Source organism: Flagellimonas ulvae, assembly GCF_049333175.1.
Classification (GTDB): domain Bacteria; phylum Bacteroidota; class Bacteroidia; order Flavobacteriales; family Flavobacteriaceae; genus Flagellimonas.
Map to the genome: position 1 here is coordinate 4090774 of NZ_CP186325.1, position 25017 is coordinate 4115790.

28 protein-coding genes and 2 tRNA genes are annotated in these 25017 nt (G+C 38.6%); 12 read left to right on the top strand and 18 right to left on the bottom strand.

Annotation, left to right across the window (positions count from 1 at the left end):
- Positions 1–70: 70 nt before the first annotated feature.
- Entirely contained in the window at positions 71–589 is a 519-nt protein-coding gene (locus ACOKFD_RS19120) for a fasciclin domain-containing protein (RefSeq protein ID WP_422859346.1), read from the top strand.
- A gap of 47 nt (positions 590–636) precedes the next feature.
- On the opposite strand, the gene ACOKFD_RS19125 is transcribed toward ACOKFD_RS19120, so the two are convergent.
- The 4 genes from ACOKFD_RS19125 to ACOKFD_RS19140 form a co-directional block, all read right to left on the bottom strand.
- On the bottom strand, positions 637–1149 hold the full coding sequence (locus ACOKFD_RS19125; RefSeq protein WP_422859347.1) for an SRPBCC family protein: 513 nt from the start codon (positions 1147–1149) through the stop codon (positions 637–639).
- Positions 1146–2282 (bottom strand): serine hydrolase, encoded by a 1137-nt coding sequence (locus tag ACOKFD_RS19130; protein ID WP_422859348.1) that lies wholly within the window; start codon positions 2280–2282, stop codon positions 1146–1148. The genes ACOKFD_RS19125 and ACOKFD_RS19130 overlap by 4 nt, the downstream gene beginning before the upstream one ends.
- A gap of 11 nt (positions 2283–2293) precedes the next feature.
- A complete protein-coding gene (locus ACOKFD_RS19135; protein ID WP_422859349.1) occupies positions 2294–2551 on the bottom strand; it encodes a hypothetical protein in 258 nt (85 codons plus the stop codon).
- Positions 2552–2613: 62 nt separating this feature from the next.
- Positions 2614–3006: an SRPBCC family protein gene (locus ACOKFD_RS19140; protein ID WP_422859350.1), complete on the bottom strand. Its 393-nt coding sequence runs from the start codon at positions 3004–3006 to the stop codon at positions 2614–2616.
- Between the two features lie 112 nt (positions 3007–3118).
- Here ACOKFD_RS19140 and ACOKFD_RS19145 point away from each other — a divergent pair, with 112 nt between their 5' ends.
- From ACOKFD_RS19145 to ACOKFD_RS19175, 7 genes are all read left to right on the top strand, one after another.
- Positions 3119–3997: a peptidyl-prolyl cis-trans isomerase gene (locus ACOKFD_RS19145; protein WP_299001048.1), complete on the top strand. Its 879-nt coding sequence runs from the start codon at positions 3119–3121 to the stop codon at positions 3995–3997.
- Positions 3984–5390 carry a peptidylprolyl isomerase gene (locus ACOKFD_RS19150; protein ID WP_422859351.1) on the top strand — a complete coding sequence of 469 codons (1407 nt, stop codon included), beginning with the start codon at positions 3984–3986 and terminating at the stop codon, positions 5388–5390. The genes ACOKFD_RS19145 and ACOKFD_RS19150 overlap by 14 nt, the downstream gene beginning before the upstream one ends.
- A gap of 4 nt (positions 5391–5394) precedes the next feature.
- On the top strand, positions 5395–6348 hold the full coding sequence (locus ACOKFD_RS19155; protein WP_422859352.1) for an AAA family ATPase: 954 nt from the start codon (positions 5395–5397) through the stop codon (positions 6346–6348).
- Positions 6349–6451: 103 nt separating this feature from the next.
- Positions 6452–8722, top strand: a complete 2271-nt coding sequence (locus tag ACOKFD_RS19160) for an aconitate hydratase (protein WP_422859353.1) — start codon at positions 6452–6454, stop codon at positions 8720–8722.
- A 77-nt stretch (positions 8723–8799) separates the two neighbouring features.
- A complete protein-coding gene (locus tag ACOKFD_RS19165; RefSeq protein WP_422859354.1) occupies positions 8800–9360 on the top strand; it encodes a TlpA family protein disulfide reductase in 561 nt (186 codons plus the stop codon).
- 2 nt (positions 9361–9362) lie between these two features.
- On the top strand, positions 9363–9923 hold the full coding sequence (locus ACOKFD_RS19170) for a TlpA family protein disulfide reductase (protein WP_422859355.1): 561 nt from the start codon (positions 9363–9365) through the stop codon (positions 9921–9923).
- A gap of 2 nt (positions 9924–9925) precedes the next feature.
- Positions 9926–10660, top strand: coding sequence for a DUF3291 domain-containing protein (locus tag ACOKFD_RS19175; protein WP_422859356.1), 735 nt, complete (start codon positions 9926–9928; stop codon positions 10658–10660).
- Here ACOKFD_RS19175 and ACOKFD_RS19180 read toward each other — a convergent pair.
- The 8 genes from ACOKFD_RS19180 to ACOKFD_RS19215 form a co-directional block, all read right to left on the bottom strand.
- Entirely contained in the window at positions 10622–11260 is a 639-nt protein-coding gene (locus ACOKFD_RS19180) for a carotenoid biosynthesis protein (protein ID WP_422859357.1), read from the bottom strand. The genes ACOKFD_RS19175 and ACOKFD_RS19180 overlap by 39 nt on opposite strands.
- Positions 11257–12717 (bottom strand): 1-hydroxycarotenoid 3,4-desaturase CrtD, encoded by a 1461-nt coding sequence (gene crtD / locus ACOKFD_RS19185; protein WP_422859358.1) that lies wholly within the window; start codon positions 12715–12717, stop codon positions 11257–11259. The genes ACOKFD_RS19180 and crtD overlap by 4 nt, the downstream gene beginning before the upstream one ends.
- Positions 12717–13166, bottom strand: a complete 450-nt coding sequence (locus ACOKFD_RS19190) for a beta-carotene hydroxylase (RefSeq protein WP_422859359.1) — start codon at positions 13164–13166, stop codon at positions 12717–12719. Before ACOKFD_RS19190 ends, crtD begins: the two co-directional genes overlap by 1 nt.
- On the bottom strand, positions 13167–14006 hold the full coding sequence (locus ACOKFD_RS19195) for a phytoene/squalene synthase family protein (protein WP_422859360.1): 840 nt from the start codon (positions 14004–14006) through the stop codon (positions 13167–13169).
- A 4-nt stretch (positions 14007–14010) separates the two neighbouring features.
- Positions 14011–15465, bottom strand: a complete 1455-nt coding sequence (locus ACOKFD_RS19200; protein WP_422859361.1) for a phytoene desaturase family protein — start codon at positions 15463–15465, stop codon at positions 14011–14013.
- A gap of 9 nt (positions 15466–15474) precedes the next feature.
- Complete coding sequence (locus tag ACOKFD_RS19205; RefSeq protein ID WP_299001074.1) at positions 15475–16374, bottom strand: MerR family transcriptional regulator; 900 nt, start codon at positions 16372–16374, stop codon at positions 15475–15477.
- A gap of 143 nt (positions 16375–16517) precedes the next feature.
- Positions 16518–16601, bottom strand: a tRNA-Leu gene (locus ACOKFD_RS19210).
- Positions 16602–16655: 54 nt separating this feature from the next.
- Positions 16656–16728: transfer RNA gene (locus tag ACOKFD_RS19215), tRNA-Lys, on the bottom strand.
- Positions 16729–16843: 115 nt separating this feature from the next.
- On the opposite strand from ACOKFD_RS19215, the gene ACOKFD_RS19220 reads away from it, so the two are divergent.
- Positions 16844–17359 (top strand): shikimate kinase, encoded by a 516-nt coding sequence (locus ACOKFD_RS19220; RefSeq protein WP_422859362.1) that lies wholly within the window; start codon positions 16844–16846, stop codon positions 17357–17359.
- On the opposite strand, the gene ACOKFD_RS19225 is transcribed toward ACOKFD_RS19220, so the two are convergent.
- Both ACOKFD_RS19225 and ACOKFD_RS19230 read right to left on the bottom strand, forming a co-directional pair.
- Positions 17351–17848, bottom strand: a complete 498-nt coding sequence (locus ACOKFD_RS19225) for a phosphoribosyltransferase family protein (protein ID WP_299001077.1) — start codon at positions 17846–17848, stop codon at positions 17351–17353. The genes ACOKFD_RS19220 and ACOKFD_RS19225 overlap by 9 nt on opposite strands.
- A 22-nt stretch (positions 17849–17870) precedes the next feature.
- The gene (locus ACOKFD_RS19230) at positions 17871–18254 is read right to left on the bottom strand and encodes an RNA-binding S4 domain-containing protein (RefSeq protein ID WP_422859363.1); all 384 of its coding nucleotides are present in this window, start codon (positions 18252–18254) and stop codon (positions 17871–17873) included.
- A 76-nt stretch (positions 18255–18330) separates the two neighbouring features.
- Between ACOKFD_RS19230 and ACOKFD_RS19235 the strand changes: the two genes are divergently transcribed.
- A complete protein-coding gene (locus ACOKFD_RS19235; protein ID WP_422859364.1) occupies positions 18331–19338 on the top strand; it encodes an FKBP-type peptidyl-prolyl cis-trans isomerase in 1008 nt (335 codons plus the stop codon).
- Positions 19339–19366: 28 nt separating this feature from the next.
- On the opposite strand, the gene ACOKFD_RS19240 is transcribed toward ACOKFD_RS19235, so the two are convergent.
- The 4 genes from ACOKFD_RS19240 to ACOKFD_RS19255 are packed head-to-tail and all read right to left on the bottom strand — an operon-like array spanning position 19367 to position 22549.
- Positions 19367–19996, bottom strand: a complete 630-nt coding sequence (locus ACOKFD_RS19240; RefSeq protein WP_422859365.1) for an outer membrane beta-barrel protein — start codon at positions 19994–19996, stop codon at positions 19367–19369.
- Positions 19997–20044: 48 nt separating this feature from the next.
- A complete protein-coding gene (locus ACOKFD_RS19245) occupies positions 20045–20998 on the bottom strand; it encodes a transketolase family protein (protein ID WP_422859366.1) in 954 nt (317 codons plus the stop codon).
- A 9-nt stretch (positions 20999–21007) separates the two neighbouring features.
- Positions 21008–21694, bottom strand: a complete 687-nt coding sequence (locus tag ACOKFD_RS19250) for a hypothetical protein (RefSeq protein WP_422859367.1) — start codon at positions 21692–21694, stop codon at positions 21008–21010.
- A gap of 9 nt (positions 21695–21703) precedes the next feature.
- Positions 21704–22549, bottom strand: coding sequence for a transketolase (locus tag ACOKFD_RS19255; RefSeq protein ID WP_422859368.1), 846 nt, complete (start codon positions 22547–22549; stop codon positions 21704–21706).
- Positions 22550–22704: 155 nt separating this feature from the next.
- Between ACOKFD_RS19255 and tgt the strand changes: the two genes are divergently transcribed.
- Positions 22705–23835, top strand: coding sequence for a tRNA guanosine(34) transglycosylase Tgt (gene tgt, locus ACOKFD_RS19260; RefSeq protein WP_422859369.1), 1131 nt, complete (start codon positions 22705–22707; stop codon positions 23833–23835).
- Complete coding sequence (locus ACOKFD_RS19265; RefSeq protein WP_299001096.1) at positions 23835–24917, top strand: LptF/LptG family permease; 1083 nt, start codon at positions 23835–23837, stop codon at positions 24915–24917. The genes tgt and ACOKFD_RS19265 overlap by 1 nt, the downstream gene beginning before the upstream one ends.
- The last annotated feature ends 100 nt before the right edge of the window (positions 24918–25017 follow it).

Sequence of the window (25017 nt, forward strand, 5' to 3'; positions counted from 1 at the left end):
TGGAAAATGCCTGTGTAAATAGATGTGAAAGCGCGCCAAAAAAATTAATAACAGTTAAAGCAATTTAAAAATGAAAAAAGCGATTTTTATTATCTCAACACTAGCACTATTTCTGTTTGTACAGCAAACTACAGCTCAAGCGTCCAAAGATATTGTGGACACAGCAGCTTCTGTAGATGACTTTTCTACCTTGGTTACCGCCGTTAAAGCGGCCGATTTGGTCGGAGCCTTAAAGGGAGATGGACCATTTACAGTATTTGCTCCCGTTAACGCTGGCTTCGCCAAGATTGATTCAAATACTTTGAACTCATTATTGGAGCCTGCGAACAAAGAAAAACTATCTGCTATTTTGACCTACCATGTGGTTTCTGGAAGTCTTATGGCCACTGATGTTGTAAAAGCTCTTGAAAAAGGGAAAGGCAAAGTTGAATTGACCACTTTAAACGGAGGGAAATTAACTGCTATGAATAGAAACGGTGGCATTTATTTGAAAGATGCCAACGGGAATTATAGTAAGATAGCCAAAACAGACGTAGTTGCATCAAATGGCGTGATTCATGTAATTGAGGATGTAGTGATGCCTAACTAAGTGTTTTTTGTTTTGATGAAGAGCACCGCTTTTGCGGTGCTTTTTTTTTACATATTGACAAATTCAAAACCCGCCAGTGGAATATTTGTTAGGTCAATCTCGGTTTCGTTAAGAAGAATACCGTGTTCAACAAACGCCTTTAAGTTGGTCAACCAAAATGTCCAACCATTGCTGCACCCATAATGTACGTTTAGCTTGCTTTCATCGTCAGTTGGAATGTTGTACTGTCTTAAGACTACCAAAACCCCTCTTTTTTGAGTTTCAAGTGTTATAGAAACTATATTGTTTTCAAAGGTGATAACCAGTTCGTCCGTTCCATTCGCTTCCAAAACCTCCCCGGTGGCCTGTGCATCCCAATTGTGCCATTCCCAAACATATTTATCTCCTTTTTGAATCTTTTCCAAGGGTTCTCGTTTACTTCCGTCTGTCATGGAGTATTCCGCATTTCTAAGAAACCACGAACATATTCCCTGGGAGGTGGCCCAGCATTCATATAGCTTCTCAATTGGAGCATTTACATATATCTTTTTTGTGAATTCGTCAAAGGCTAGTTTTTTCATCTTTTTCTATTTAGCTCAATGTTGTACAGTTCCCTTCCTAATTGCGCTAAAAAGGGAATGCCAATTTCATCATATTCATAGGCATCGTCATTGAAAATACCATCCTTATTTACCAAAATTGTAGCGGTGACCATAAACTCTATATCATTTTTAACATCATGGATGTATGCGCAATCCGTGAGTGTTCCATAAGCATAGCCCACTTTATTGTAAATTTTGATATAGTCCGGCATAGGTTGGGTAATATCCCCGAACATTAAAAACTTAACATAGCTATCATAATATTCTTCGGTATCGTAACCCAGTTCTCCAGGTAAGGTATGCATGGCTTCCCTTAAGGTTCCTAATTGTGATGGACTCAAATTGAACCGCTCTTCAGGGGCAAAGGATTCTGGAAAAATGATTCGTTTTAAGACATTGTGCTGACTAGAAATCGGATAGTAATTTTTAAGGGAGAAATCAAATGGTTCCTCGAATAGGGAATCTGAAGCATAAAAACCTTTTCCTTTTTCAATACCATTAAGCACTAGCGGAGTAAGAGGGGTGTTGATGATTGGTTTGCTACTCGCTGTGGTGGAATCGTTTAAATAGATGACCAAAGGTTTGGTCACAAGTTCATCGGCATTTGTGGTTGAAAGTCTATGGGCTATCCTGATGGGACCAATACCTATATCCTTTATTCTTTTGTTCAGGTCATCCTGCCCTAAAAATTCAACAAGTCGATTATTTGCAGCATTGTCTGAAACTGCAAAAATTTCGGAAATGGCCTTGGCAAAGGTAGTTTCTACCGAATCTCCTTCAATATAAAACCGGGTTTGGATGGTAAGGGAATCAATTGCATTGATTTTTTCCAAAGCGGCGACTGCAGCTGGAAACTTAACTGTGCTCGCAGGGTAGAAATATTGATTTTCATCTACTTGAAAATCAAAATCGGTAAAAGTGACTTCCTCTCCTTTGCGGTCTATCTGGGTAAACCGTATTTGAACCTCATACCGGTTCAAGCTATCCATCACGTTTTTTATTTTAAAGTTTTCGGACGATAGAGCTTTTTGTATCGGGTTTTTGTCCTTAACCTTAGAACAGGCCGATAACAAGAGAAAAATGCCAAAAACCACAATACTTTGTCTAAACATATCTATTTCATTTAGATGTCTTCATCATAAATCTCTCCTCTATTAGGTCTCAACATCTCACGGATGTCTTTCATTTCAAATTCTGCAACAACCAGATAGGCTATACTGTGCATATCCGAAAAGTGTTGGAATCCGGTGATATCATATTTTAATTCTTCCAAAACCACAAATTCTGACAAGTGCTTTTGATAGTGTTCTGCCGTTCGTTCCGCTGCCGGACCTCGAAAGTCCCAAATCAGCTTTATTTTTTTATCCAAAATATTTTGCATGTCTATTGGTCTAAAACGGATTTATCTTCTTCGGCGAAAGCCTTAAAGTCTTCAAGATATTTCTAGGTCTGCTTTTTGAACAAACCGGGCATCAAAAATCCCATGAGTTTCATTCCAATTCCAGAAAACTGAAATTCATTTTCGGAAACCCACTTGGTCTTACCTTCCTCTTCAAGAAAGCGGTTTTTTTGGATGTTGGTAACTCCATTAGTCTCATAAGTGGTATGCATAGAGTCTGGTAGATTTCTCGAAATAATGGTTTCAACCATTTCAAGGTCCCTTTTCCCCATTTTATAATTCAAACGCATTTGGCTACCTTCCTTATGGGGATTTTCGGAAAGTAGTTCATATGAAATGAGTCCTTTTTGCCAATGCTTCATATTTTCCGGATTATCCAGTTTCTCGATAAACTTTTCTCGCGGCAGATTTACTGTGACTTCAGAAGTATATTTCATTAGGTTGGTTTTACACGAATGTACTAAAATATTGGAATTCAAATGTCTGCAGTTTTTGTTAATCAAAATACAACCCATTTGTGCAGTATGGCGTAATTCTTATTTTTGCCAAATGCTTTGTCTCCAAAGAAATAAGACCTATTTAATAAGTCTTCTGTTATTGGCCTTATTTAGCTCATGTGACGCTATCTTCAATAAAAAGGAAGAAAAAGAACCTCTCGCCCGCGTAGGTGATGTGTATTTATACAAAGAAGATGTTGCAACGCTTTTGGATAATACCATTTCTGAGCAGGATAGCGCCATTTTCGTCTCCAACTATATCAACAATTGGGCATCCAAACAACTTTTGTTGTCCAAATCCAAAATAAACCTGCCCGAGGAGAAATTATCGGAGTTTGATAGATTGGTAGACGATTATAAGTCGGATTTATACACTCGGGCCTATGTTGAAGCTTTGGTGTTTAATGCTCAGGATACTTCAATTTCGAGAAGTCAACTCAGAAGTTACTACGAAAAGGAAAAGGAAAATTTTAAGCTGAGCGAGAAATTAGTACAACTTCGGTTTGTGGAAATACCTACTCAATTTTTGGACAAAGAGGGAGTTAAGCGACGTATGGACAATTGGTCGTCCTCGGATAAGGAATACCTGGATTCCATCGCGGTACAGTTCAATAAAATTCATTTTAATGATTCAGTTTGGGTAAGTGTTTCCCGGGTGACCGAGGAAATCCCGCCTTTAGCTTTACTTAATGAAAATGACTACTTAAAAAAATCACAATTTTTTGAATTGCAGGATTCCTTAGAGGTATATTTGGGCAAGGTGACGGATGTTTTGGAGGTCAATGACGTAGCACCTTTTGAGTATATTTTACCAGAAATACGGCAGTTAATCATCAATCGAAGAAGATTGGATTACGTGAAAAAATTGAAAACAGAAATTATTGATGAAGCTATCAAGAAAAAAGAATTTGAGATATATGATAAGAATTAATGTATGCTTGTTGTTGATGCTGTTTGGCTCAACTACAATAATGAGTGCTCAAGATCAAGATTTGGCTGTCGCTAATGAAACAGATTCCGTAACTCCGCCAACCCAAAGAATTAGACTGGATGGAATTTCTGCGGTTATTGGAGATTATGTGATTTTGGAATCGGACATAGAGAAAACCCTTATTGATTTAAAAAGTCAAGGAGCTTCCACACAGGATATTACGAGATGTGGTCTTTTGGGAAAGTTGATGGAGGACCGATTGTACGCGCATCAGGCCGTACAGGATAGTTTGTTGGTCTCGGACGATCAGGTGAATGCACAAAGTGATAGACAGATTCAACAGTTGGTGGCCCAAGTTGGTTCCATGGAAAAAGTGCTTAAGTTCTACAAAAAGCCGGATATTGAAAGTTTCAGAAAAGAACTATTCGAAATCAACAAGCTTCGAATGCTTTCTGAAAAAATGCAGGGTAAAATTGTGGAAAGCGTTGAGGTCACGCCAGAAGAGGTGCGTCAGTTTTTCAATAGGATACCTGAAGATGAACGTCCAGTGTTTGGGGCTGAACTAGAGATTGCCCAAATTGTGAAACAGCCTACGGCACCTGAGGAAGAAAAACAGAAGGTAATCAACAGATTAAAAACTATTAAGCAAGATGTAGAGGAGAACGATGCTAGTTTCAATGTAAAAGCTATTTTGTATTCTCAAGACCCAGGTTCTAAATCCAAGGGAGGGTTCTACAGTATGACCCGCGAAACTCCTTTTGTGAAAGAATTCAAAGATGTGGCCTTTAGCCTGCAAGAAGGAGAGATTTCTGAACCCTTTGAAACGGATTTTGGGTATCACATCATTTATATTGAAAAAATAAGAGGTCAAGAATTAGATTTGCGCCACATCTTGCTCATCCCTGAAATTCCACAAAGTGCCATGGATGCCGCTGTAAAGGAATTGGATAGTATTCGTCAGCATATTTTGGATGGTAAGTACACTTTTGCCGAAGCTGCTCTGAATTTTTCGGATGAAAAAGAAACCAAAAATGATGGAGGTCTGTTACGCAATCCCATTAATTTTGACTCCAAATTCGAACTTACCAAAATGGACCCGGCCTTATACAACCAAGTCAGGAATTTAAAGGATAATGAAATTTGTAAACCTCTAAAGGAAGATGATCCAAGAGGAGGGGCGCCAAAATTCAAAATAATGCAGATTACCAATCGGTATGACGAACATAAGGCGGATTTTGCAAAAGATTATCTGAAGATTCAAGAACTGGCGTTACGGGAAAAACAATTTAAATCCATCAAAAAATGGATGGATGAGCATATTGATGATACCTATATCCATATAGATGAAGATAGTAGGGATTGTGATTTTGCAAACAATTGGGTAAAGGAGTAAATACATGTCAGACGTAACTGCGGTTGAGAACCTAGTAAAAAAACATCAAGACTTAAAAGCTGAGATTGCCAAGATCATTGTTGGTCAGGAACAGGTGATTGAACAAATTTTACTTTCCATTTATACGGGGGGGCATTCCCTTCTAATAGGTGTACCTGGATTGGCAAAGACCTTAATGGTGAATACTATCGCCAAGACTCTTGGGTTGGACTTTAAGAGAATTCAATTTACCCCAGATTTGATGCCCAGTGATATTCTGGGCAGCGAAGTTTTGGACCAAAATCGCAATTTTAAATTTGTAAAGGGACCTATTTTTGCCAATATAATTTTGGCGGATGAAATCAATAGAACACCGCCCAAAACTCAAGCTGCTTTGCTGGAAGCCATGCAAGAACGTGCGGTCACAATAGCTGGTCATCAGTTTAAACTGGATTTGCCCTACTTCGTATTGGCAACCCAAAATCCCATTGAGCAAGAGGGTACGTACCCACTTCCTGAAGCACAACTGGACCGTTTTATGTTTGCCATAGAATTAAAATACCCTTCCATTGAAGAAGAAATTCAGGTAGTAAAATCTACCACCAATGATGAAGAGGTGGAGGTACAAACCTTATTCAATGCAGAGGAGATTATTGCCGTTCAACATTTGATCCGAAGGATACCGGTTCCTGACAACGTAATTGATTATGCGGTACGGCTTGTGAACAAGACTCGTCCTGGAGTAAACGGAGCTTCGGACTTTGTAAACAACTTTATCGATTGGGGTGCAGGACCCCGAGCTTCACAAAATTTGGTTTTGGGAGCAAAAGCCCATGCAGCGGTTCATGGTAAGTTTTCCCCAGACATAGAAGATGTTAGAGCTGTTGCTACAGGAATCTTAAGACATCGTATCCTTAAAAACTACAAAGCCGAGGCCGAAGGCATTTCAGAAGAAAGGATTATTTCAGAATTGTTGTAACAATTGTAAGATTATCCTCTTATTTAGTACTATTCTAATTCCGAAATCCTTGGTATTTTACTAAATTTACGGAATTACAAAATTCTTAAAATCCAATTCTATAATGGCATTTGACATTGAGATGATAAAGGCTGTTTACGCATCCATGGGAGAGCGTATAGAGAAAGCCAGAGAACTTGAAGGTAGACCCCTCACATTAGCTGAAAAAATATTGTATTCGCACCTTTGGGATGGAACTCCAAACCAAACATTCCAGCGTGGAAAGGATTATGTGGATTTTGCACCAGATAGAGTGGCTTGTCAAGATGCAACGGCTCAAATGGCCCTTTTGCAATTCATGCATGCGGGTAAACCCAAAGTGGCTGTTCCCACTACGGTGCATTGTGACCACCTTATCCAAGCGAAAGTAGGGGCAGATGCCGATTTAAAGAGGGCAAACGAGACTAGCAACGAGGTTTTTGACTTTTTGGAGTCCGTTTCCAACAAGTATGGTATTGGATTTTGGAAGCCTGGGGCAGGTATTATTCACCAAGTAGTTTTGGAGAATTATGCTTTTCCAGGAGGAATGATGATTGGAACTGATTCACATACGGTAAATGCCGGTGGATTGGGAATGGTGGCCATTGGTGTTGGCGGTGCTGATGCTGTTGATGTTATGGCCGGTATGGCTTGGGAATTAAAATTTCCAAAATTGATTGGGGTCAAGTTGAAAGGGAAACTCTCTGGTTGGACCGCTCCAAAAGATGTCATTCTAAAAGTAGCGGATATTCTTACGGTTAAAGGAGGTACTGGAGCCATTATCGAATACTTTGGAGAAGGTGCTACATCCATGTCTTGTACTGGAAAAGGAACCATTTGTAATATGGGTGCCGAGGTTGGTGCAACGACTTCAACTTTTGGCTATGACGAATCCATGGACCGCTATTTAAGGGCAACGGGTAGGGAAGATGTTGCTGATGCCGCTTTTGCGGTTAAAGAACATTTAACTGCGGATTCAGAAGTCTACGCAGATCCGGAGAAATACTTTGACCAAGTTATTGAGATTGATTTGAATACTTTGGAGCCTCATTTGAATGGTCCGTTCACCCCAGATTTGGCAACACCAATCTCAAAAATGAGTGAAGCAGCCAAAACCAATGATTGGCCTTTAAATGTTGAGGTAGGATTAATCGGTTCTTGTACCAACTCTTCGTACGAAGATATATCTAGAGCTGCTTCGTTGGCAAAACAAGTGGCCGATAAGAATTTAAAGACCAAATCCAAATTTACCATCACACCTGGTTCAGAACAGGTACGTTATACGATTGAAAGAGACGGCTTTATAAATACCTTCAATAATATTGGAGCAACCGTTTTTGCCAATGCATGTGGACCATGTATCGGAATGTGGGACCGTTATGGAGACAAAGCAGCAGATGGACCGCGAAACACCATAGTTCATTCATTCAACAGAAACTTTGCTAAAAGAGCTGACGGTAATCCAAACACACTTGCATTTGTAGGTTCTCCAGAATTGGTAACGGCAATTGCAATTTCTGGAAGATTGGATTTTAACCCTGTAACTGACAAGTTGATTAATGAAGATGGGGAAGAAGTCATGTTGGACGAACCAAGAGGGTATGAACTTCCACCAGAAGGCTTTGCGGTTGAAGATGCTGGTTTTATCGCTCCAGAAGAAGATGGTAGTGGAGTTCAAGTTGTGGTTTCCCCAACTTCAGAACGTTTGCAGTTATTGGAACCTTTTGTTCCCATTGCGCCAGAAAGCCTTCAAGGGGTTAAGTTACTAATCAAAGCCTTTGGAAAATGTACCACGGACCATATTTCCATGGCAGGACCATGGTTGCGTTATCGCGGGCACTTGGACAATATTGCCAACAATACTTTGATTGGAGCTGTAAATGCATACAATAAGCAAACCAATTTTGTAAAAAATCAGTTGACTGGCGAATATGGAGCAGTTCCTGATACCCAACGAGCTTATAAAAAAGAAGGAATCAGAAGTATTGTGGTAGGTGATCACAATTATGGAGAAGGTTCTTCACGTGAGCATGCCGCCATGCAACCGAGACACTTGGGTGTTGCAGCAGTTCTGGTGAAATCCTTCGCAAGAATTCATGAGACCAATCTGAAAAAGCAAGGTATGTTGGGCTTAACATTTGCGAACGAAAGTGATTATGACTTGATTCAGGAGGATGATACATTCAATTTCGTAGACATTGAAGAATTTGCTCCAGGCAAACCGCTAACATTGGAAGTAGTTCATGCAGATGGCAGCACAGATACCATTATAGCCAATCACACCTATAATGCCTCTCAAATTGAGTGGTTCCATGAAGGTTCGGCACTTAACATGATCAAAAAACAGAATGCTTAAAATGCAACTGTAATCAATAAAGGAACTCTTGGTATTTGAATATCAAGAGTTCTTTGTTTTTGACCAAAACACTTTAGATGAAAATCAATAAGAAGACTGTTCTTAACATTGCACTTATTTTGTTTGTCTTTTCCTTTTTTGTTACCCCTTTAGGGCATTACGGAAAAATTCTTTTGAATCGGATTTTTTCATTTTCACCTCAGGTGATTGAAGCTTCTCAAAGAGAAAAAATAACAGATTATGATTGGAAGTTGAAGGATGCTGAATGGAACTTTTTCAATTTTGAAAAATCAAAAGGACGTGTGGTTTTCATCAATCTTTGGGCTTCCTGGAAATTGCCTTCTGAAGCAGAATTGGCAAGTATTCAAAAAATGTACGATAAGTATAAGGGGAAGATGGATTTCTACATCATAACTAATGAGAATAGACCCCCAGTTGAAGAGTTTATGGAAAAGCAGGGATTCACTTTCCCGGTAACCTATTTAATCATTGGAGAAAAGATGCCCATTGATTCAAGCGAAGTCCCTTCTTCATATTTAATTGATAAATCAGGAAACGTAGTGGTTTATAAAAAGAAAATAGCCGATTGGGCCACATCAGAAGTTTATGACCTTTTGGATAGTTTGATTGCAGAATGAAAATGAAATTGTCAAAAGAACAGATAGGCAACCTAATATGGATATTGGCCATTCTGCTGATTTTGTTCACTCCTGTAGGGTTTCATGCTAGAGTTTTAGTAGGAAAGGTATTTGCCTTCAATGCAGATGTTATCAAAGAAGAAGAAAGAGAAAAGCTTAACGATTACCGATGGTCCTTATTGGATATCGATGGCAACCCCATAAACCTTAATTCCTCTAGGAACAAAGTTGTTATTGTAAACCTTTGGGCTACATGGTGCCCACCCTGTGTAGCTGAAATGCCCAGTTTTGCAAAACTGTATTGGGATTATGGTGATAAAGTTGATTTTTTCTTTGTAGCCAATGACAAAAAAGATAAGGTCACTGCATTTTTAGATAAAAAAGGATATAAGTTTCCTGTTTATTTTGAAGCGTCTCGCTCACCCCAAATGCTGACATCAAAAAGTATTCCTGCAACGTTTATTCTTAACAAGTCTGGTGAAATTGTTGTGGATGAACGTGGGGTTGCAGATTGGAATTCCCAAAGTACCCGAGAATTATTGGACGTTCTTTTAGCCGAGTAACTATGTCTCAAATTACAACCATAACACTTTTTAGGTACAAAGGATTTTGGGATAAGGTTTGGGCTTTCGGGATGATGCAATTTGCCCATAGGCATCTAAAAGATGTAAGCGGATTACAATTTTATAAGCTTTGGGGTAGTGGAAAAGAGAACTTTGACCCAAGGCCAGATTGGAGCGTTTATGCGTTGTTACAGGTTTGGGAAGATGAACACAGCGCTTCTTCATTTTTAGAAACCTCGGCCCTGATGGTGAAGTATAATCAACATACAATAGAGAATTGGACGCTTTATTTAAAAAACATCATCAGTAGAGGGGAATGGTCTGGTGGCAACCCTTTTCAAAAGAGTATTTCCTTGGATAAGGAAAATCCTAAAATTGTTGCAATTACGCGAGCTACCATTAAAACTAGACTGTTGTTCACCTTTTGGAAGTATGTCCCTAAATCCCAAGGACATTTATACGAAAATGATGGTTTAATTTATACCAAAGGTTTTGGAGAGGTTCCCATTAAACAAATGGCCACTTTTAGTGTGTGGAAGGATAAGAAGTACTTGGATAGGTTTGCTTATCAAAACAAACCCCATGTTGGGGCTATCAAGAATACCAGAAGCCTAAAATGGTACAAAGAAGAATTGTTTTCCAGATTTCAACCGTATAAATCATCAGGAATTTGGGGAGGGAAAAATCCCTTGCAAGAATTAGACACTGACCAAAACAAAATATCCAAAGAAGGTTAATTGCGCAAAATATAAATGGAATGAAATGGTTCTATTCCCTTCCAATCTGAAAGCAAGTATTAGGAGTTGCATCAGTAAGGCCAAAACAAACCAAGTGATATAATTTTGTAAAGGTACATGCCCTTCAAATTCCCAGAAATCAAAGTTTGGGGCATTTTGCTCCATAAAAAAGTCTAAAATCACCATTAAACCGCCCGCTAAGATTGCCTTTCCCCAGTTGGGTAAGTTGATATTGGAAACCATTGAAGAAGTTATGCATGCCAATAGTGCCCAAAAGCATCCAATCAACCAAGGTACTCCATCCAACTTTGGGCCAAAGTTTTCACCATAACTATAATCACCAAATAAGATACCATAATTGACTCCAAGCCATTCGGCGAACATTCCCATGGCAAAGAACAACAGAAATAGACCAGCTTTTTTTAAAGTGTTTATGGGAAACACAAGAACAAAGAGTAACAAACAGATGGACAGATTCAAAGGGGTCTTGGTCAAAAACCAATCCTTAAAACCAAGGGTAATTCCAATAATCCCTGAGATATGAAAGAGCCAGATTATACCAACGGCTATAGTGGTCTTATGTTGTTTTATGAATGTCATGAAACCAAATCACTGACAATTTTAGCTGACAACAAACACAAGGGAATTCCACCCCCTGGATGCACGGAACCTCCGCAAAAGTATAATCCCTTAATGTTGTTACTAAAGTTGGGATGTCTCAAAAAAGCGGCAAACTTTGAATTGCTTGCTGCGCCATATAAGGCTCCTTTATAGGAGCTTGTGCTGGTCTCTATGCCTTTTGGGTCCAGAACAAATTCCGATACAATGTGTTTTTCAATATCTGTTTTTAAACAAGCATTTATTTTTTTGATAATATTCTTTCTGCTTTCCTGCTTGAGTTTTTCCCAATCTTGGCCATGATTTCCTGGAGCATTTATCATAACAAACCAGTTTTCATGTCCTTTTGGAGCGTCGTTCGGCTCTTCTTTACTAGTTATGTTGATGTAAACAGTTAGGTCATTATGAAGGCCTTTTTTCTCAAAAATGTGTTTAAATTCGTTTTCATAGTCATTACTGAACAGGATATTATGCAAATCCAATTCAGGAAATGACTTTGAAATGCCCCAATAAAAAATCAATGCTGAGCTTGAACGCTCTTGTTGCAATACTTTTTCAGGTTGTTTTTCCTTTTTGAGAAGTTTTCTGAAGGTTGGAAAAATATCCATGTTGGATACAACAAGGTCAGCTACATACTCATCTTTTTTAGTTCGAATTCCTTTGGCAGCCCCGCGTTCCACCAAAATCTCGTTTACTTCTTCATTAAATCTGAACTTAACCCCTATTTCATGGGCCAACTTATATAGCGATAGTGTAATTTGATGCATACCACCTTTAGGAAAAAAAGTGCCAAATCCCATTTCCAAATGAGGAATCATGGACATTATTCCTGGGGTCAAATAAGGTGAAGAGCCATTATATGTTGCATATCTATTGAACAATTGAACCAGTTTTGGATTGGAAAAAGTTTTTTGGTTGGTTTGGTACAAAGTGGAGTTGACTCCTAGTTGTCCTAATTGAAGAATAGCTTTTAATGTGTTTTTGGACAAATAAGTTTCTACTTTATGTAATGATTTTTCCAAAAACAAAGGAGCCGTTAAGTCATACTTCTTTTTACTGTTCTCTAGGTACTTTTCAATAGTATTCTCAGGTTCCTCGAAAACTTCGGATGCTTCTCGTGCAAATACTTCTTTATTGGCCTTTGCTGAAAACTTTTTGCCATCATCCCAAAAATAATTACAGATTACGTTTTTTCGTTTGTAGTTGAAATAGTCTTTTGGGTCTTTATCATGTAAATGGAACAACTCGTCCACAAAATGGGGCATGGTGAAAAGAGAGGGACCCAAGTCGAAACGAAAGCCATCAACAGTTTTTGCATGTAGTTTTCCTCCGGGGTAATCGTTGGCTTCAAAAACCTCCACATCATGGTGCTTGGACTTAAGCCGAATTGCCGTAGCCAAACCACCAATGCCTGCGCCAATCACTATGGCTTTGGCCATTATTTTTTAAAATATTTGAAAGGAACAAAGAGCATCCCGAAGCATTCACCATCTTGTTTCCCCAGATGCTTATGGTGCATCTTGTGAGCTCTTCTTACCCCTCGGGCATACCAATTGTTGGCATTTCTAAAGATTTTGAAACGTTGGTGAATAAAAATGTCATGTACTAAGAAATAGGTAATTCCATATGCCAATATGCCAAAACCTAGAGGCCAACCGTACCAGAAAGAAGTATTGTCAGCAATCATTAAAAAAGACATGCTTACCACGGCGTAAAAAATGAAAAAAGCATCATTCCTTTCAAACCACGAATCATGGTCTTTTCTATGATGGTCTTTATGAAGACTCCATAAAAAACCATGCATGATATACTTATGGGTAAACCAGGCCATAAATTCCATAAAACAAAAGGTTCCCAAAAAAATAGAAATCCAAAGGGCAATTTTCATTTAAACGAGCTGTAGTTTGTAGTTGACATATGATTGTGCCAAAAGTCCGAATTTTTGATAATTTGGAACACGAATTCGGGTATTTTTTATTTCCAAAGGAGGAGTGCCCTGAAGTTTTTGTAGCAGTTTATAGTAATATTTATAAGCTGTGTAAACTCCAAATTTAGCCTCATCAGGAAGTCGGACTATACCTGAATAACCCAAGGCAAAGTCAGCCTTGATTTCATCAACAATTCGTCGCTTTGAAGCTTCATCCAATTCCATGAGATTGGTGTTTGGAAAATAAGTGCGTTCCAATTGTTCAAAATCAGCTTTTAAATCTCTTAAGAAATTTACTTTTTGAAAAGCGGAGCCCAAAGCCATGGCTGATTCTTTCAAGTCTTCATATTTTTCCTTGTCCCCTTTCACAAAAACACAAAGGCACATCAAACCAACAACATCTGCTGAACCATAAATATATTCCTTGTATTCAGCGTGGGTGGTATATTTTTTCTTGGAAAGGTCCATCCGCATACTTTTCATAAAAGAATCCACTAAATGCTTGGGGATATCGTAGGTATGGAATGTATGTTGAAACGAGTTTAGGATAGGGTTAAGGCTAATTTTGTTTTTAAGGGCATCTTCGAGCGATTTTTCAAAATTCTCAAAAAGCTCTTTTTTATTAAAATCATGGAAGGTGTCCACAATTTCGTCAGCAAACCGCACAAAACCATAAATATTATAAATGTCCGACCGTATGGAGGTGTCCAACATTTTCGTGGCCAGTGCAAAAGAAGTGCTATAGGATTGGGTCACAATCTTACTGCAGGTATACGATACATTGTCGAAAATGGTTTTCATGGTGTTACGCGTTTTTTAGAATGAGGTCGGATACTAGTTTTCCGGATATCAAGGATGGAGGTACTCCAGGCCCTGGAACGGTAAGCTGCCCTGTAAAATACAAATTTTTTACTTTGTTACTTTTCAGGTTAGGTCTCAAAAATGCAGTCTGTCTCAAAGTATTGGCCATACCGTAGGCATTGCCCTTATATGAATTGTACTGCTCTATAAAATCATTGACACAAAAACTCTCTTTAAAAAGTATGTGTTCTTTAGCATTTTGCCCGGTACGTTTTTCAAATCTATCAATGATAATATCAAAATACTGGTCTCTAAGCTCTACGGTATCTTCAAGTCCAGGTGCTATTGGAACCAAAAAGAAACCCGCTTCATGGTCTTTTGGAGCCATTGAAGCATCGGTCACAGAAGGAAAATTCACATAAAATAAGGGTTCACTTGGCCATTGGGGCTCATCATATATTTCTTCTGCATGACGTTCAAAATTGGTATCAAAGAACAAATTGTGATGTTCTATGTTTTCCATTTTTTTTGTGAAACCTACATAAAAGAGTAGGGAAGAAGGGGCATAGGTTCTATTTTCCCAATAAGACTCGGAATACTGTCTGTACTTTTTGTCCAATAAGGTCTCGGAGTGATGGTAGTCTGCTCCACTGATAACATAATCTGAATCGTGCATAATACCGTTAGCTTTTATGCCCTTTATAATACCATCATCTACGACTACCTCTTCGACGGCACTTTTCAAGTTGAATTTAACTCCAAGTTCTTCGGCTAATGCTTTCATAGCCTTGATGATTTCATACATTCCCCCTTTGGGATGCCAAGTACCCAATCCAAAATCGGCAAAGTTCATAAAACTATAAAAGGAAGGGGTCTTGCTCGGTTTTGCTCCAAGAAAAAGAACAGGGAACTCTAGCGTGGAAATCAGTTTTGGGTTCTTGAATTTTTTGCGCACTTCCTGACTAATGCTTTTGAAGAATTGGTCTACCCGGAGTACAGTTTCTTTGGTCACCAATTCAATAGGGGAAAGACCAGGTCTAAGGACAACCTTATTGATGGCAATATCGTAGTTTTTTTGGGCTTTGCCTATAAACTGTTTCAAGTGGGTACTGCTTCCCTCTTCAATACGTTCAAATTCTTCGCATATTTTTTCCATGCAATCACCAATGGTAATCACATCATCTTTAAAAAAAATTTTATAGGCAGGGTCTAACTTGTCAAGTTGGTAGTAATCAGAAGTTTTTTTTCCAAAGTCAGCGAAGAACTTATCGAAAATATCGGGCATCCAATACCAACTAGGTCCAATATCAAAGGTGAACCCATCTTTAATCAACTGTCTTGCCCTACCACCAACAGTTTCGTTTTTTTCAAAAACGGACACATCATACCCTGCTTTTGCTAGATAGCACGAAGCTGAAAGTGAGGAAAAACCGGAACCTATGATAGCAATCTTTTTCATTGAATATTGTTACAAGATTGATATCAAATGTTCCATTGAATTGAACGTCTGAACTGAAGATGGCAACTTACTTTCTGAAATATATTGAATTTGATGACCAAGCACCCATAATTTGGAGCTACCTGAAAGGTTTAGGGTTTTCGAAAATTTACTGAAATAGGCATCGAGTTCGTCCTTGGTGGGAGAAACAGTGAAATAAGAAACAAAATGGATGTTATCGTAGTACTTAAGAAGGTCAACCAAGCTTTCTATTGGCATGGTTTGGCCTAAGTAAATAGATTTATAGCCCCTAAGTGTAATTTCATAATTAAGATAGAGCAGACCAATTTCATGAATCTCATTTTCTGGAAGAAATAAGGCAAATACCTTATCTTTCTTTATCGGCTCTACCAATTGCAGCTTCTCTGTATTTATATATATTTTTTGTTTAATTAAATGGGTGATAAAATGCTCATGGGAAGGACTTATAGTGTCCGTCTGCCATAAAAGTCCGAGTTCATTCAGCAAAGGAATGAAGACCTCATTGAAAATATCTCGGAAAGACCTTTCGGAAAGAAGGCTACTGTAAGTATTCAAAAAAAGTGTTTGATCAAAGTTGATCATGGCCAACTTGAACGCATTTATCGCATGATTTTTTTCACTGTTGTTGGCCACTATTTCCCTGACAATGATGGGAATATGTGTTTCATCCAACTTGGCTATCTTGGAAATTTTATATCCATTATTATATAGAAGAGTGACATTCAGGAGCTTTTGTAGACTTTGAAGACTATAATACCGAATGTTTGTACTTGTGCGCTCTGGCGAAAATAAATTATACCTTTTTTCCCAAATGCGAATCGTATGGGCCTTGATACCGGAGAGGTTCTCCATATCTCTAATACTAAAAGACTTCTTTACATTGTTCATCCTTTCAATATAAACGTTAAACAAAGTTACAATTAATCTTTGCTTGACCTAATATGAAGTCTTAAAATTTGGTTATTCTTTTGATTTTTAGGCTAAGAGTTGAAAAGAAAGCAAAAAAAAAACCGCAATTTATGCGGTTTTTGTGCCCACGACTGGAGTCGAACCAGCACGTCCGTAAGGACACTACCCCCTCAAGGTAGCGTGTCTACCAATTCCACCACGTGGGCTCTTATTGGGATGAAATTAAATAAAAAAAGTTAAGCCGGGGACTTAACTTTTTGTGACCTGACTGGGGCTCGAACCCAGGACCCTCTCCTTAAAAGGGAGATGCTCTACCAACTGAGCTATCAGGTCTTATTGCTTACATAATTGCTCTAAGCGGGTGCAAATATAAGCCCAATAATTTATTAGGCAAATCTAAATAATAATAAATTTGTCATTTTGTTAGCAACACTTTTTAGAGATACTTATGAAAGTAGTTTTGGTCGGATACATGGCAAGTGGAAAATCCACAGTAGGAAAAGCTTTAGCAACTGAGATGAATCTGGATTTTGCGGATTTGGACAATCTCATCGAGGAAGAGGTAGGAATTCCAATTCAGCAGATTTTTTCTCAAAAAGGTGAACTTTTCTTCAGGAAAAAAGAATTTGAGGTTCTACAAAAAACACTGGAGCGTAAAAACAACATAGTACTTGCGACCGGTGGTGGCACTCCTTGTTATGGCAACAACATGCAAACCATTTTGACCCAAAGTAATATTTCAATATATCTTCAGCTATCCATTCCCAGTTTGGTTGATAGAATCAGTCAGGAAAAAGACTCAAGACCCTTGGTAAAAACCATTAAAGATGAAGATTTACCCGAGTTTATTGGTAAACATCTTTTCGAAAGAAGAAACTTCTATATGCAAGCAGAGGCAGCCGTAGTATGCGATGAGAAAGGCATTGAAGAAATCGTGGAAGAGATAAAACCATTCCTAATCTAATCGTACGGAATAATTTTTGGGATTAAATTCCACGTGGACGTGCTCATGTAGTGATGTTGAAAGAGAAATACCTTTGTAGTCTGCTTTTACAGGATATTTTTTATGGTTTCTATTTACTAAAACAGCAGTCTTTAATTGTTTGATAGGAGTTTTCAAAAAGTGATGCACACCATAAATAAGGGTAGTTCCAGAGTTCAAAACATCATCTATAAGGACTATTGATTTATTTCTATAATCTGTCTCGGGCATGGAAGTGTTCACACCACTTTCCAAAGGATTTTTCTTATCCATTTTAACCTTGCAAAGTGATATTTTGGCTTCCGTGATTTTTTTGAGTAGCGTAACAATTTTATTGGCTAGTTTCAACCCTCCGCCCTCAATACCGGCAATAATAATTTCATCCTCATCTACATTGGCTTCGTAGATTTGATAAGCAATTCTTTTGATTTTATGTTGAATCTGGTTGTGGTTCAAAATTAGATTTTCCATCATGGTAAAATTGAATCTAAAATTAAGAAAGTTCTTGATCGGAATCTTCTAAATATCCGTCAATATCTCTTCTATCTTTTTTTGTCGGCCGGCCTAACCCTTTTTTACGGTAGTGGTCTTTGGCGAATTTTAGAAGTTCGTTATGCTCAAAAGCATCTTTGGGGGTCATATCCTTTCTGTATAAATCCACCAACTTGGCTCCAACTCTACTTTCTGGAATATCCAAAACAGACAACTTATAATCTATCTGATTTTTTCGAACAACGATATTGTCAAGCGGGTATACTTCTCTTGAAGGTTTTATTGCATCACCATTTATTCTCACATGTCCTTTTTTTACAGCTTCTGTAGCTATGCTTCGGGTTTTGTAGTATCGAATGCACCAAAGAAATTTATCAATTCGCATATGTGGCTCAAATCTTTGTTAATGGGATAATCAAAAATAGTGGAAAATTGTATCTTGCGTGGCTAAAAAGGATTCAATGAAGAAAGGAATTATAGCTCTTTCGATATTTGCTGCTATTTTAAGTTCTTGCGGTGATGATGATGGACCAGACATCGACATTCAACCGCCAAGGTTATTGGCCGAGGTCGCTCCTGAAAATGATGCTGAAATTCAAGAGTTTTTACAAACGCATTTTTACAATTATGAAGAATTTGCTTCACCTCCTCCGGGATTTGACTTTAGGATAGTAATAGATACGATTGCAGGAGAGAACGCAGATAGGAGACCGCTTAGTCAAGATGTAGCTTTTATTGATATTCCTGTATCTTCTTTTGAATTGATTTTACCGGAAGAAGAGAATGATGTTCCCCATAGACTGTATTATCTGTCCACTAGACCTACAAATGACGAAGTTGCTGCGCTTAAACTATCAGGTGACTGTCCAGAGTGTTTCCCTACCGTAGCGGATTCCGTATTTGTCCGTTATGAAGGTAAATTGTTGGATGGAAGTGTTTTTGATAGTGCCTTAAATAACCCCATATGGTTTGATTTGGCCAGACTGCAAGATCTTACTCAAGGATTCAGGGGGTTTACGGAAGGTATGCCCTTCATCCAGAGAGGAGAGAATATCGTAGAAAATGGAGATGGTACTGTCACTGTTGAAAATTTTGGGGTAGGAATGATTATTTTTCCTTCAGGACTGGGTAGTTTTAATCGATTAAATCCTGGAATTCCTCAATATAGCCCACTAATCTTTACAATAGACTTGTTTACCTTGAATAATACGGACCATGACGGTGATGGTATTCCTTCAATCCAAGAAGACTTGGATGGTGATGGCTATTTATACAATGATAATACTGATATAGATTCAGAATTTGTTCCATTCGCTAATTTTCAAGATGCGGATGATGATGGGGATGGTGTGTCAACTCGGGAGGAAATTAGTGATGCTCAGGGTAATATAATTATACCGTTTCCAGATTCTAATGGAGATAATATTCCGGATTATTTAGATCCGAACGTAGAAAGAAGGCCCGAATAAAATCCGGGCTTTTCCTTTTTGATTTTCCTTAGGGTCTTCTGCCTTGACTAAGCTTGTACGAAAGGCTAAAAATGACTTGTGCAGGCCTAGAATCCACTCTACCTTGAATATTGGTTATGTTATCGGATATAAATTCTGCTTCATTTTCAGAAAAACCACGTTCGTATCGAACATCCAATCCAAGTCTACCCAAATTTACTCCAGCTCCAATGTTTAGCCCAAGTGTAAAATCATTCTCTACGTCTTGAATATTTACTCCATCCAAATCATTACTTAAGGTATACTGAAATGCTGGACCAGCAAAAATATGCAAGGGACCAATGATTTTATATCCCAGCAACACCGGTAAATCCAATTTTGATAAGCTGTAATCTGTAGAAGAACCGTCCAAGGTATATGAACTCTGGGTTCGGGTAAATACCAGTTCAGGTCTAATGTAAAGTTTAGGAAAATCTAGTTTTCCCCAAAAGCCAAAGTGAAATCCTGCCTTTCCTTCGGCTCCATCAATGATATTCTGTCCCGCATCGCCTACCGAACTGATTAAATCACCATTTTCGTTGTAGCTGAGTCCGGCTTTAATACCAAATCCCGTTCCTGTTTGTGCAAATGTGAAAGTGCATGCCATAAAAATGGCACCAATTAGAAGTGTTTGTTTCATAAGTGTTTCGTTTAGATAAATTGAAACGAAACAAAAATGTTGCCAAATCTACTTCCGTTTCAATACCCTTACAACGGCTTCTTCAATAGCTTTATTGTTCAATCCGTATTTTTCCATTAACTGATCGGGAGTTCCACTTTCCCCAAAGGTATCCTGTGTCGCCACAAACTCCTGAGGTGTTGGATAATGCAAGGCCAAAACCCGGGAAACGCTTTCACCAAGGCCTCCTAAATAATTGTGTTCCTCTGCCGTCACCACGCACCCCGTTTTTCTTACGGATTTAAGAATGGCTTCATCATCTAAAGGTTTAATGGTATGGATATTAATGACTTCTGCAGAAATTCCTTGGTTTTCCAAATTTTCAGCGGCTATCAAAGATTGCCAAACCAAGTGTCCTGTCGCAATTATTGTAACATCGGAACCTTCATTGAGCATCAAGGCTTTTCCAATTTCAAAGGTTTGATCTACTGGTGTAAAGTTGGCAACCTTCGGTCTTCCGAAACGGAGATAGACCGGACCTTGATACTCAGCAATAGCCATTGTTGCCGCTTTGGTCTGATTAAAATCACATGGATTTATGACTGTCATGCCTGGAAGCATCTTCATCATACCAATATCTTCTAGAATCTGATGCGTTGCCCCATCCTCTCCCAAGGTAAGTCCAGCATGTGAAGCACATATTTTCACATTCTTTCCTGAATACGCAATGGATTGCCGTATTTGGTCGTAAACCCTGCCTGTGGCAAAATTTGCAAAAGTGGAGGCAAATGGAATTTTACCACCAATGGTTAATCCGGCTGCAATTCCCATCATATTGGCCTCGGCGATGCCTACCTGAAAAAAGCGTTCTGGATTTTCTTTGATAAAAGTGTCAATTTTTAGAGAACCTATCAAATCCGCACAGAGCGAAACCACATTAGGATTTGATCTTCCCAACTCGGTCATCCCTGCTCCGTAACCACTTCTTGTATCTTGTTTTCCTTGGTCTGTATATTTTGTCATAAGTACTTGCTATTCTATATTCAACTGTATATTGGCAGAACCTTTCTGTTTTTTCTTTTTGATGGAAAGTAATTCCAAAATTATTTCCCCTTTGCTATCCTCTACGTGAACAAGTATTCCAGAGGGAATATTAATAGAGAACAACTCACCGGTGGCTGATGACATTAGCTTAGAAAAATAGGTGCCATAATCTACTGGATACCTTTCATCAAAGGCCATATAGATTAAATCATCTGGCTTATTATCAGGAGCTACTCCATAAAGCTTGTATTTTTTGCCGTTATTTTCAACCTTCAATGCTGTAGGCGTAGCATTCAAATTTCTTACGGTAGCACTATCAATTGATTTCCCCTTTTCCATGAACTGGTTTAAATCAACATTGGCCAATACGGTGTTTTGACCAATTTTGACCTCCATCAACATAAAAATGGTTTTTAAATCAAATAGAAGCTTCAAATCTGCGTCTTCTTTTGCTCCCGCTGGCTGAAATCTTCGAGTAATGCTACCAAAAGACTTGGCTACCTGTTTTGAGTCGGTGAAAATATACCTTCCCTTGTTGCCAATACTTACTTTTATGGTATCATTGGATTTAGGAGCCCAATACACAGCAGAGAAATCAATTTCAAAATTGATATCCTGAGAAAAACTACTTAAAGGTAGTGATAGCAATAGAAGAATAAGCAATCCTCTTTTCATGTATGGTTTTTAATAATCCCCTAAAGTTTCAGGGTTTTGGGCCAATGCTGTTTCCAATTGCTCGTCACTAGGTGCTTTACCATGCCATGCGTGGGTGTGCATCATGAAATCTACGCCATTACCCATCTCTGTGGTCATGACAATGCATACTGGTTTTCCCTTGCCGGTTCTGGATTTTGCTTCGTTCAATCCGTTGATTACTTGCTCTAAGTCATTACCATTTTCAATTTCTAAAACGTCCCAACCGAATACCCGGAATTTTTCTGCTACATCGCCCAAGGGAAGTACATCTTCCGTAGCACCATCAATTTGCTGACCATTTCGGTCTATGGTAGAAATCAAATTATCAACCTTATTGCCCGCTGCATACATAATAGCCTCCCAGTTTTGGCCTTCTTGAAGTTCGCCATCCCCATGAAGACTAAAAACCAGATGCTCGTCACCATTAATTTTCTTTGCCAAGGCAGCCCCTATGGCCACGGACATTCCTTGACCTAAGGAACCTGAAGCAACTCGAACCCCTGGGAGCCCTTCATGCGTAGTAGGATGCCCTTGAAGTCGGGAATCAATGAGTCTGAAAGTATTTAATTCATCAATGGGAAAGTATCCTTTTCTTGCTAGAACACTGTAAAAAACCGGAGAAATATGGCCGTTGGATAAAAAGAAAAGGTCTTCACCTATTCCATCCATATCAAATCCATCCTTTAACTCCATAATTTCGTTGTAAAGCGCCACAAAGAATTCTGTACATCCCAAGGAACCTCCAGGGTGTCCAGAATTTACCTTGTGCACCATACGAAGGATGTCACGTCTTACTTGGGTAACTAGCTGCTGTAATTCGTCGTAGTTGGGCATGGTATATTTTTTAACTTTTCCAAATGTAACCGCATTCCACCGCCTAAGCAAGAACTCGAGACTTAATTTATGAACGGTATAGTGGGTAAAGTTTCTTTTTTTGTTAAGAATTGGCAAAATGGAGATACCTATCTTTGCCCACCAAAATATTTGGTTTGAAGTTTAATCTTGAAAAGAAGGACAAAGCCACCAAGGCGAGAGCTGCGACCTTGGAAACCGACCATGGTGTAATACAGACCCCAATATTTATGCCTGTGGGCACTGTTGCCTCCGTTAAGGCGGTCCACCAAAGAGAATTAAGGGAGGACATTAACCCTGATATTATTCTAGGTAATACGTATCACTTGTATTTACGTCCTGGCTTGGATGTGCTCGAAAAGGCTGGTGGATTGCATCAGTTTATGGGATGGGATAGAAACATACTGACAGATAGTGGCGGCTATCAGGTTTACTCTCTATCTGATAATAGAAAAATAAAAGAAGAAGGGGTTACTTTCAAATCCCATATTGATGGCAGCAAGCACTTTTTTAGTCCTGAGAGTGCTATGGATATCCAGAGGACTATTGGCGCGGATATAATCATGGCATTTGATGAATGCACTCCTTATCCATGTGATTACGATTATGCAAAGAAATCTATGCATATGACCCATAGATGGTTGGATAGGTGTATTGCCCATTTCAATAATACTCCGGCCAAATATGGGTATGAGCAAACCTTATTCCCAATAGTCCAAGGGTCTACCTACAAAGATTTGAGAAAACAATCAGCTGAATATATTGCTTCGGTGGAAGCCGAAGGAAATGCAATTGGCGGATTGTCGGTTGGGGAACCTGCTGAGGAGATGTATGAAATGTCAGAGATTGTCTGCGATATATTGCCTGAAGATAAGCCCAGATACCTTATGGGTGTGGGTACTCCAATAAACATTTTGGAAAACATAGCGCTAGGTGTAGATATGTTCGACTGTGTAATGCCCACCCGTAATGCGCGAAACGGAATGCTCTTTACAGCACATGGAACCATAAATATCAAAAACAAAAAATGGGAAGCTGATTTTTCTCCAGTAGATGAAATGGGCATCACCTTTGTGGATACAGAATATTCCAAAGCCTACCTTAGACATCTTTTTGCTGCAAATGAATTTTTGGGAAAGCAAATTGCAACCATACATAACTTAGGTTTTTACCTGTGGTTGGTTCGTACGGCAAGAGAACGTATTTTAGCGGGCGACTTTCTGGAATGGAAAACAACAATGGTCCAACAAATGGATAAAAGGCTATAATGCTCACCATACTTGATAGATACATACTCAAACGATATTTGGTCACCTTTTTGGGTATGCTATTGTTGTTTGTGCCTATTGGGATTATGGCCAATTTAGCAGAGAAAATTGGAAAGATAATTGATAATGAAGCTCCTCTCATGGAAGTTATCCAGTTCTATGGGAACTTCACTTTGGTGATTGGAAACCTGCTTTTGCCTATCTTTCTGTTCTTATCCATTATATTTTTTACCTCAAAGCTTGCCAGTAATACTGAAATAGTGGCAATCTTGAGTTCAGGTGTGTCCTATGCAAGGTTTTTAAGACCCTACTTGATAGGAGCAACCTTGGTAGCCATATTGATTTTTATGATGGGAATGTTCATTGTTCCCAATGCTAGCATAGGATTCAACGAGTTTGAATACAAATATTTTAAACGGGGTAGACAAGATAGGGTGACCAGTAACATTTTTAACCAACTCAACGAGAACGACTACATTTATGTAAGCAGCTTTGACCCGAATCGAAAAATAGGGTACAACTTCACGTATGAGCATTTTGATTCGATAAAAAAGTTGGACTATAAAATATCTGCTACCAACATTCGATGGGTTGAAAAGGACAGTACGTATAGATTAACAAACTATGTTAAAAGAAAACTGCGTAACGACGTTGAACTTATACAAACACAAAGGCGCCTGGATACCCTTTTCACTTTCAAGATTGAAGATTTGACCCCGGTCTCCTACGTTGCCGAAACCAAAAACCTTTTTGAATTAAATGAATTTATTAAGGACCAACAACAAAAAGGGGCTTCAAACGTAAATGCTTATGTTTTGGTAAAGTATAAAAGATGGGCCTTGCCCATAGCTGCTTTTATTCTTACCATCATCGCAGTTGCAGTTTCATCCGTAAAACGGAGAGGAGGTATGGGATTAAACCTTGCTTTTGGAATAGGAGTAGCTTTTATCTACATCTTTTTTGATAAGGTTTTCGGTACCCTCGCAGAACAATCAGGCTTTTCCCCTTTGTTAGCAGTGGTTATCCCAAACTTGATTTTTGGAATTTTTGCTGTATATATGTTGATGAAAGCCAAACGATAACAACTTTTTGGGTAAGAAGATTACGTTAATTGACCGACGAGTTTAGATGAGGTTTTGCCTAAAGTTTTATATTTGCTCCACTATTTTAGATATCAGCTTC

What these genes read in the sequence shown, in the direction of transcription:
- ACOKFD_RS19195 (WP_422859360.1), bottom strand. Translation starts at nt 14,006, where the DNA reads ATGAAAACCATTTTCGACAATGTATCGTATACCTGCAGTAAGATTGTG.
- ACOKFD_RS19155 (WP_422859352.1), top strand. Translation starts at nt 5,395, where the DNA reads ATGTCAGACGTAACTGCGGTTGAGAACCTAGTAAAAAAACATCAAGAC.
- ACOKFD_RS19240 (WP_422859365.1), bottom strand. Translation starts at nt 19,996, where the DNA reads ATGAAACAAACACTTCTAATTGGTGCCATTTTTATGGCATGCACTTTC.
- ACOKFD_RS19125 (WP_422859347.1), bottom strand. Translation starts at nt 1,149, where the DNA reads ATGAAAAAACTAGCCTTTGACGAATTCACAAAAAAGATATATGTAAAT.
- ACOKFD_RS19220 (WP_422859362.1), top strand. Translation starts at nt 16,844, where the DNA reads ATGAAAGTAGTTTTGGTCGGATACATGGCAAGTGGAAAATCCACAGTA.
- ACOKFD_RS19200 (WP_422859361.1), bottom strand. Translation starts at nt 15,465, where the DNA reads ATGAAAAAGATTGCTATCATAGGTTCCGGTTTTTCCTCACTTTCAGCT.
- ACOKFD_RS19235 (WP_422859364.1), top strand. Translation starts at nt 18,331, where the DNA reads ATGAAGAAAGGAATTATAGCTCTTTCGATATTTGCTGCTATTTTAAGT.
- ACOKFD_RS19145 (WP_299001048.1), top strand. Translation starts at nt 3,119, where the DNA reads ATGCTTTGTCTCCAAAGAAATAAGACCTATTTAATAAGTCTTCTGTTA.
- ACOKFD_RS19245 (WP_422859366.1), bottom strand. Translation starts at nt 20,998, where the DNA reads ATGACAAAATATACAGACCAAGGAAAACAAGATACAAGAAGTGGTTAC.
- ACOKFD_RS19140 (WP_422859350.1), bottom strand. Translation starts at nt 3,006, where the DNA reads ATGAAATATACTTCTGAAGTCACAGTAAATCTGCCGCGAGAAAAGTTT.
- ACOKFD_RS19135 (WP_422859349.1), bottom strand. Translation starts at nt 2,551, where the DNA reads ATGCAAAATATTTTGGATAAAAAAATAAAGCTGATTTGGGACTTTCGA.
- ACOKFD_RS19250 (WP_422859367.1), bottom strand. Translation starts at nt 21,694, where the DNA reads ATGAAAAGAGGATTGCTTATTCTTCTATTGCTATCACTACCTTTAAGT.
- ACOKFD_RS19230 (WP_422859363.1), bottom strand. Translation starts at nt 18,254, where the DNA reads ATGCGAATTGATAAATTTCTTTGGTGCATTCGATACTACAAAACCCGA.
- ACOKFD_RS19225 (WP_299001077.1), bottom strand. Translation starts at nt 17,848, where the DNA reads ATGGAAAATCTAATTTTGAACCACAACCAGATTCAACATAAAATCAAA.
- ACOKFD_RS19150 (WP_422859351.1), top strand. Translation starts at nt 3,984, where the DNA reads ATGATAAGAATTAATGTATGCTTGTTGTTGATGCTGTTTGGCTCAACT.
- ACOKFD_RS19255 (WP_422859368.1), bottom strand. Translation starts at nt 22,549, where the DNA reads ATGCCCAACTACGACGAATTACAGCAGCTAGTTACCCAAGTAAGACGT.
- ACOKFD_RS19170 (WP_422859355.1), top strand. Translation starts at nt 9,363, where the DNA reads ATGAAATTGTCAAAAGAACAGATAGGCAACCTAATATGGATATTGGCC.
- ACOKFD_RS19130 (WP_422859348.1), bottom strand. Translation starts at nt 2,282, where the DNA reads ATGTTTAGACAAAGTATTGTGGTTTTTGGCATTTTTCTCTTGTTATCG.
- ACOKFD_RS19165 (WP_422859354.1), top strand. Translation starts at nt 8,800, where the DNA reads ATGAAAATCAATAAGAAGACTGTTCTTAACATTGCACTTATTTTGTTT.
- ACOKFD_RS19160 (WP_422859353.1), top strand. Translation starts at nt 6,452, where the DNA reads ATGGCATTTGACATTGAGATGATAAAGGCTGTTTACGCATCCATGGGA.
- ACOKFD_RS19175 (WP_422859356.1), top strand. Translation starts at nt 9,926, where the DNA reads ATGTCTCAAATTACAACCATAACACTTTTTAGGTACAAAGGATTTTGG.
- ACOKFD_RS19120 (WP_422859346.1), top strand. Translation starts at nt 71, where the DNA reads ATGAAAAAAGCGATTTTTATTATCTCAACACTAGCACTATTTCTGTTT.
- ACOKFD_RS19265 (WP_299001096.1), top strand. Translation starts at nt 23,835, where the DNA reads ATGCTCACCATACTTGATAGATACATACTCAAACGATATTTGGTCACC.
- ACOKFD_RS19190 (WP_422859359.1), bottom strand. Translation starts at nt 13,166, where the DNA reads ATGAAAATTGCCCTTTGGATTTCTATTTTTTTGGGAACCTTTTGTTTT.
- ACOKFD_RS19205 (WP_299001074.1), bottom strand. Translation starts at nt 16,374, where the DNA reads ATGAACAATGTAAAGAAGTCTTTTAGTATTAGAGATATGGAGAACCTC.
- ACOKFD_RS19180 (WP_422859357.1), bottom strand. Translation starts at nt 11,260, where the DNA reads ATGACATTCATAAAACAACATAAGACCACTATAGCCGTTGGTATAATC.
- crtD (WP_422859358.1), bottom strand. Translation starts at nt 12,717, where the DNA reads ATGGCCAAAGCCATAGTGATTGGCGCAGGCATTGGTGGTTTGGCTACG.